This window comes from Pseudanabaena sp. 'Roaring Creek' (assembly GCF_001402795.1).
GTDB lineage: Bacteria > Cyanobacteriota > Cyanobacteriia > Pseudanabaenales > Pseudanabaenaceae > Pseudanabaena.
The window spans coordinates 1-7,393 of the sequence record NZ_LIRE01000042.1 but is presented as its reverse complement, the minus strand read 5'-3'; the positions used below and the strand labels follow the sequence as shown (position 1 = coordinate 7,393).

Here is a 7,393-nt window from a genome sequence, read left to right as displayed (position 1 = left end):
TTTTGGGGTTTTATATTTAATTGCGTCTAGCTACTTAGCAGGGATTGAAAAGGCTTTTACAAAGAAACTTCTTTTTGAAGTTTTTCGCGATCGCCAATTTTGGTACTGGGAATTTGCAACGCAAAGTAGAGTTTATTGAGGGCACTAAGATAGGCTCTTGCAGAGGCAACAATAATGTCAGTATTTGCCGAATGCCCTGAAAGCGTACCCGCATCTGGATGCTTGAGTCGAATCGTGACTTCGCCGAGGGCATCGATCCCTGCGGTTACCGATTGCACCGAGTACTCGATCAATTGATTTGGTACTTTCACAATGCGATTAATCGCTTTGTAAATCGCATCGACGGGACCAGTTCCAGTGGAGGCATCGGTGATTTCTTGACCGTCAGGCATCACAATTGTGACCGTAGCGGTGGGGATAGCGCGATCGCCACAACTCACTTGAACCTGTTCAAGCTTGAAGGCTTCGGGAGCATGACGGATTTCATCATTGACGATCGCTTCTAAGTCGCGATCGCTAATTTCCCGTTTTTTATCAGCAAGCTCTTTAAACCGAACAAACGCGGCATTAAGTTCCTGCTCCGAAAGTTCAAAACCAAGTTCCCTCAACCGAGAACTCAAGGCATTTCTTCCCGAAAGCTTACCGAGGACGATCAAGTTGTCAGTCAACCCGATGGATTGAGCATCCATAATTTCATAGGTGAGACGATTTTTTAATACGCCATCCTGATGGATACCCGACTCATGGGCAAAGGCATTAGCGCCCACGATCGCCTTATTGGGCTGTACTAACATGCCCGTGAGATTGGACACGAGGCGCGAAGTTTTATAGATCTGCTTGGTATCAATATTGCAGAGGGGGGCAGTGGAATCAATGGGACGACCGAGGAAGCCATTAAAATAAGCCCGACGGACATGCAAAGCCATTACCAATTCTTCAAGGGCGGCATTGCCTGCTCGTTCCCCGATACCATTGATCGTGCATTCCATTTGCCGCGCCCCATTCTTAGCCGCTTCGAGGAAGTTCGCCACTGCCAAACCAAGATCGTTGTGACCATGGACGGAAATAATGGCGCGATCGATATTCGAGACATTGTCTTTAATACCCTTGATCAAGGCTCCAAATTCGGAGGGTGTCAAATAACCGACTGTATCGGGAATATTAACTGTCGTTGCCCCTGCGGCGATCGCGGCTTCGAGGACTTGATAGAGAAACTCTGGATCGGATCGTCCTGCATCCTCTGGGGAAAACTCGACATCGGCAACCTTTGATTTGGCATGGGCAACCATTTCGGGCACGATCGCCAAAACCTCAGCCCGAGTTTTCCGAAGTTTATATTCTAAATGGATATCGGAAGTGGCGAGAAAAGTATGAATTCTGCTTTTCGCCGCAGGCTTGACGGCTTCAGCCACTGCATCAATATCAGATTTGGTGGCTCGAGCTAAACCGCAAATCGTCGGACCATTTTCTGTGCCAACGAGCTTGGCAATTTCTTGGACAGCATGAAAATCGCCTTTGCTCGCAAAGGGAAATCCAGCCTCAATAATGTCTACTCCAAGTCGAGCCAGTTGCTGAGCGATTAGCAGTTTTTGCTCCACATTCAGAGTTGCGCCTGGGGACTGTTCGCCATCGCGCAATGTGGTGTCAAAAAAGATAATTCGGTCTTGAGCAACTTGGGACTCTTGAGATGTAGTAGACATAATGCGTTAGTTCATGAATGTTGATTGTGAAAACGTAACTTGTGAAAACGTAACTTGTGAAAACGTAACCTGTGAAGCGACTGGAACTACTTAAATTTATGGTCGAGCTATGGTCGATTTATGGTCGATTAGTTTGCTGGGTTACAGCGATCGCCACAAACTTAAGCTAATGCAATCTTAGCCCTTTTCTTTAAAAATAGTAAACCCATTCCATATCTAAGTAGCTAGGCGCAATTAAATATAAAGCCCCAAAACCCGTAGCGCAAGCTGCGCGTGCGCTACAGGTTCTGATTCTGGTTTTTAATTATGCCCAGCTACTTACCCAATGGGTGAATATAGATAAATCCTAAATATAAATCCTAAATAACTCTAAGCAGCTAAGCCGTGAAGAGTGTACAGTCCGCTTAGCGGACTGTACACTCTTCACGGCTTTAGCAATGCCCATATTTGCATCAATATGTTAGGCTATGGCAACCGTACGAGATTGACGATGCCGCGCATGGAATCTTTACCTGAATCCTCAAAACCTTTTGGCGATCTTGTTAAGACCGATCGCGTTAAGCCCGATCGCGAAGTTGCTCATGCCGACCTAGTCGAGCAATCAAGTGAGCTGGTTAAAGCCCAAGGCGATCGCCAGTTAGAGCGGTTAGATCATCGTCTAGAGCCACAGAATATTAATGCATCGAATGCATCGAATGAATCAAATGCATCACCAGAAATTGACCTGCGCGATCGCTTTACATGGTCAAATTTTGGCATTGTCACAAGTATTCCCCTCGTCGGGGGGCTAATTGCCCTAGGGCTAATTTACCTTTCTAATCCATCAGCCATTAGTTGGCTTGCTTCGACTGATACTCCCGCCTTTTACTCGAATTCTCTGTGGAACATCCCTAAAAGCATTTCTCAAATTCAATCAGAACTAGGGCGCATTCAATTAAAACTTGGCGAAAGTTATAATTTGCCGACTGGTGAGATTCTCTATACAGTTCTAGAAACCGAAACCCAAAATATTCGCGAAATTCGTCTCTATCAGCCCGTGCGCGATCGCAATGAGGAGAAAATCCTGTTATTAAGTACGACCACGATCGCAGGCATCGATGAGTATTTTGTGCGATCGCCGCTCCTTAAATATGCCACCTACCCAATTCCCGAACGGTTACAAGTGGGGCGCAATCGACTTCCCCTCAAAAAATTCTCATTATTAACTGATCCTCCTTCTCAATTTAAAGGGATTTGGTTCTCAACCGCAGGAAATGTTGATGGCATTGCCTATGGTCAAATTTATTACATTCCCATTGACAAGCGATCGCAGCTAATCGAGTTAGATGCTTGGACGAGTTCTACGGGGGAACTTCCCAAATGGCGTAATGTTCTGTCTCATGATGCCAATGCTGTGCAATTGGTAATCAATCAAACTCAAGAATTTGAACCTCTATACTTGGTTTTTCAACCTGAAGAAAATAGCACCACGGAGATTGGTAAAGTCCAGTTGCGACAAATCAATTTAAACGAGGCCAAAAATCAACCCAAGCTCTATCAAGATGCCTTGGTCATGGCAAGCGTGGGTTTATGGTCGCCTGCCCTCGAAAAATTCACCCAAGTAGTTGATGAATGGCGATCGCAAGGGAAAACCCTTCCTCCATTTCTGCAAGAACAGTACGACCTCATCGCCTTACATGCCAAGATTACCAGCGATCGAGTTCAAAATTCCAATTCTAATCTAGGGGAAAAAGCTCTGATTAATATCATCGATGGTAAATGGAAAGAAGCTTTGGCGATCGCTAACGACCCCAGCTATAAGGGGGATAAGATTGCGGAAATGTTAGCGAAATATCACCCCCATATCTGGCCAAGGGTAACCACGATGATGACCTTTACCGATGCCATAGAGATTAAGCTCTGGGGGGGATTGGTCGTTTTACAGCGCAATGGACTGCGCCGCGCCGAACATTGGCTGCGATCGCAAAAGGTGGATACCAAAGACTCCAATCAACTATTGCAGCGTCTAGATCTTGCCCCGATCGCCATCAAGCCCCAACAATTATTAGGAACGGTTTCCTATCTTGGTAAAGATGCGGGATCTGAATGGTTTTTACCACCGCCAAAGCTCGAATCTGGGCAAGCATGGTATGAGGTCAATATTGATCTAATCAAAGATGGGGATAAATGGGTCAGCGCTCCATTTAAAGAACTTAGCGATCGCTCTTCGATCGTACTGTGGAGAATTCTTGGACTTGGAACCAATCCTAATTTAGGTATCGTGCTTTACGATGGCTATGGGAAATCGCAAGCAGCTACCTTAACAGCTCAGTCTCTCTGGGTAAACGATGATGGACGTTTGAGAATACTGGCTTCTGGGGAGACCATACTTGCCCCATTGCTCCCCAAAAGCGTAATCCCGCCATTGGTAACTAGCGGCGGCACTTTCGATCCGCCTAAGGGAAATCCCATTGAATGGCAAAGTCTCTCCCCAAAAACGATCGAGCGGTTGATTAGAGCGATGTATGGTGAGTTGCAACGGGGTGGTCAAGTTTCGATGAGCATTGAAGATTTTAGTATTTTGGTGCAGCAGCAATGGACGCTCTCATCGGTCAACCTTGATGGTTCTGGCAAGTCTGAATATTTACTATTGCTCGATCGCGCTAAGGTCGATCTGGGCGATCGGCATTATCCATTAGCGATCGCCTTCGCTAGCGATGGTTCGTTGATATTCAGCGATATGAATGGCAGCAGAGTTTGGATGGATGTACTGCCCAGTAGCACCGAAGGTCAAATTCTCACCCTTCGCAATGGTCGCTACGAAATATGGAACTTTCGTTAATATGGTCGCAGGCGCGATCCAACCTTGATTTAGCGTGGGTTCGGGATAATTTGAAACGGCTTTTGAGAAAGGGTTTGCGTAGCAAACCCTTTCTCAAAAGCCCAAAAGTAAAAGCCTTGCTTGGCAAGGCTTTTACTTTTGGGCTTTTAAATTTGCCAGCGTAACCCGAACTGACGTTAGTTTATGAAGGGAATGGCGGCGCTTTGCGCCGCCATTCCCTTTTTGGGTTTCGGCTATAGGATCGTTAAGGGATCGACATCGATCGCTACTCTCACGGCTTTAGAATTAACCAACATGCGTAATTCTTCTAAACTCGGAACATCGGGCAAAACCTCTGGGGCAAATTTCAACAAAATCTGCCAGCGATAGCGATTGGAAACTTTCGTGATCGCGGCAGGAGTTGCCCCTAGGACATCCCAGTTGTTTCCCAATTGACGCAAATATGACGCTAGCTCATCCGCCGATTTCTCAACTGCCTGTTCTTGCTCGCTACTGAGATGAATCAAGACCATTTGCCCCTTGGGTGGATAGCTTAAGGACTCGCGCATTGCCAATTCCGTTTGCATAAATTCATCAAGGCGATATTGCTGGACGGCTTGTATGGCAGGATGTTCGGGGGTATAGGTTTGCATGATGACCCTTCCTTCCTCTTCGCCGCGACCCGCACGACCCGCGACTTGGAGTAAGGTCTGGGCGGCTCTCTCGCCCGCGCGATAATCTGAAAAGTTTAATAATCCATCCGCAGAAACCACGCCGACTAAGGTGACTTGAGGAATATCCAAACCCTTAGTCAGCATCTGGGTTCCCACTAATAAATCAGCTTCTCCCGAACGGAATTGATCGATGAGCAACCGATGGCGATCTTTGTTTTGGGTGGTGTCACTATCAAAGCGAATGAGGCGAATATTGGGGAATAGTTTGGCGAGTTCCTGCTCCACTTTTTGCGTGCCACTGCCAAAATGCTTGAAATAGGGTGAACTGCATTGGGGGCAGGACTTGGGCTGGATTTGCGTGTAGTTGCAATAGTGACAGCGTAAATGGGCTGATTTGGGCTGAAGGGCAGTAGGATTAATGGGATCGTGATAGGAAAGGGAAACATCGCAGTTCGGACATTCAGCCACATAGCCACAGGATCGACAGGAAACAAAGGTGCTATATCCGCGCCGATGGATAAAGAGAATCCCCTGTTGCTTTTTCTCTAACATTTCCGCGATCGCTTCTTGTAGTTGGCGACTCAAAATCGAGTAGTTCCCAGCTTTAAACTCATCGCGCATATCCACAACCTCAATCGGTGGCATCGGTTTATTACCAATACGATGGGGCATTTCTAAATAGATAGAATTATTTTCTTTTTGGGCGAATAGAGTCTCCGCTGAGGGAGTGGCAGAACCTAATATGAGCGGGACATTCTCCAAATGCGATCGCCATAGAGCGATCGTCCGCGCATGATAACAGGGTTGAGGTCGATCCTGTTTGAAACTGGGATCATGTTCCTCATCCATCACGATTAATCCCAAATTAGAGAGCGGCGCAAACACCGCCGATCGCGTACCAATCACAACTTGGGCTTCGCCAGCGAGCATCAAGCGCCATGTATCAAACCGCTCACCCTCCGATAACTGGCTATGATAAACGCTCACCTTGGCATCGCCAAATCTCGCCCGAAAGCGATCGGTAAGCTGCGGCGTTAAACCGATTTCGGGAACGAGGACTAGCGCTGATTTCCCAGATTCTAAAACAGGGGCGATCGCCTGCAAATATACTTCAGTTTTGCCAGAACCCGTCACTCCATGCAAGAGGAAATGGGTTGCATGGCGATCGGCGATCGCCTTCAAAATTTGTTGTAAAGCCGCATCTTGATCGGCATTTAAATCCTTAGGGCGATCGCGTGTAACTGTATGGCTTTTGCCCCCTAGTCGCAGCGATTCCTGCTTTGAGATCACTAGATAGCCTTTATCTGCTAAATTCTGCACCGTTGATGCTGTTGTCTTCGCCAGCTTATACAACTGCGTTTTCAAACATTCACCGCCTTGATGTTGCAAAATCGTAAGAACTTCTATCTGCCGTTCCCTTAATTCCCGATCGGGAGCCTTGAGCAAAATTACGATATCTTCGTATTTGGGCTTTGGGCGATTGGGAAGCTCCAAAGTTGTTTCAATCCATGCTAGTTTTTGAAGTTCTTTTAATCCCGAACTCGTGTATCTACCAAGCTTCTGATAGATATAACGACGACTAATCCCCTTTGAGTTATCTTGATGTGCTTGCAAAAATTCCCAAACCATCTGGGCAGCTTTGGGCAATTTAGGGGATTCTCGTTCTTGCTTTTCAGGAATTGTATTTTCGCGCTTTACTTTAATTCGATAATGAGATTGATCTAATAGTTTCGGGGGTAGAGCTGTTTTTATGGTTTGCATGAGAGGCGTACGATAATAATCAGCAGTAAGGGTCAGCATTTCCCAATATGTTTTTGGGAAAATGCCCGAACTGACTACGGCAATTACTGATTTAATCTCTGTTGTGGTATCTGCAACTTGAGCCGTATCGCAAATTTGCAAGGCGATCGCTCCGACTTGACGATTTCCTAAGGGAACACTAAGAATATCTCCGATTTGAATATCGATATCTTCAGGGATCCGATAGGCCAGCAGATCGTCAATACCAATGCAATCAACGATGACATTGACAAAATTCTCCTTATTACCATCAATCAAATCAAATAATTCCATGTTCTCGCTAATTTTCTCAAGCGTAGGCGATATTATACCAAAGCTCAAAATGGCATAGCCATTTCGAGCTTTGAAAACCCTTGCTGGGTTTGGTTTTTATAGCTACAGTCACTTGAATTAGGACAAATCAAACCCCAAGAATTGAC

The 7,393-nt window shown here is 46.2% G+C and carries 3 protein-coding genes; 1 reads left to right on the top strand and 2 read right to left on the bottom strand.

Annotated features, from left to right (window positions below):
• Positions 1 to 56: 56 nt before the first annotated feature.
• Positions 57 to 1,700 carry a 2-isopropylmalate synthase gene (locus AC805_RS01260; RefSeq protein ID WP_055073729.1) on the bottom strand — a complete coding sequence of 548 codons (1,644 nt, stop codon included), beginning with the start codon at positions 1,698 to 1,700 and terminating at the stop codon, positions 57 to 59.
• Positions 1,701 to 2,091: 391 nt separating this feature from the next.
• On the opposite strand from AC805_RS01260, the gene AC805_RS01255 reads away from it, so the two are divergent.
• Positions 2,092 to 4,521 carry a hypothetical protein gene (locus tag AC805_RS01255; RefSeq protein ID WP_156341272.1) on the top strand — a complete coding sequence of 810 codons (2,430 nt, stop codon included), beginning with the start codon at positions 2,092 to 2,094 and terminating at the stop codon, positions 4,519 to 4,521.
• Between the two features lie 233 nt (positions 4,522 to 4,754).
• Here the strand turns inward: AC805_RS01255 and priA are convergent, their stop codons facing one another.
• Positions 4,755 to 7,247 (bottom strand): primosomal protein N', encoded by a 2,493-nt coding sequence (priA, locus tag AC805_RS01250; RefSeq protein WP_055073727.1) that lies wholly within the window; start codon positions 7,245 to 7,247, stop codon positions 4,755 to 4,757.
• Positions 7,248 to 7,393: the final 146 nt, after the last annotated feature.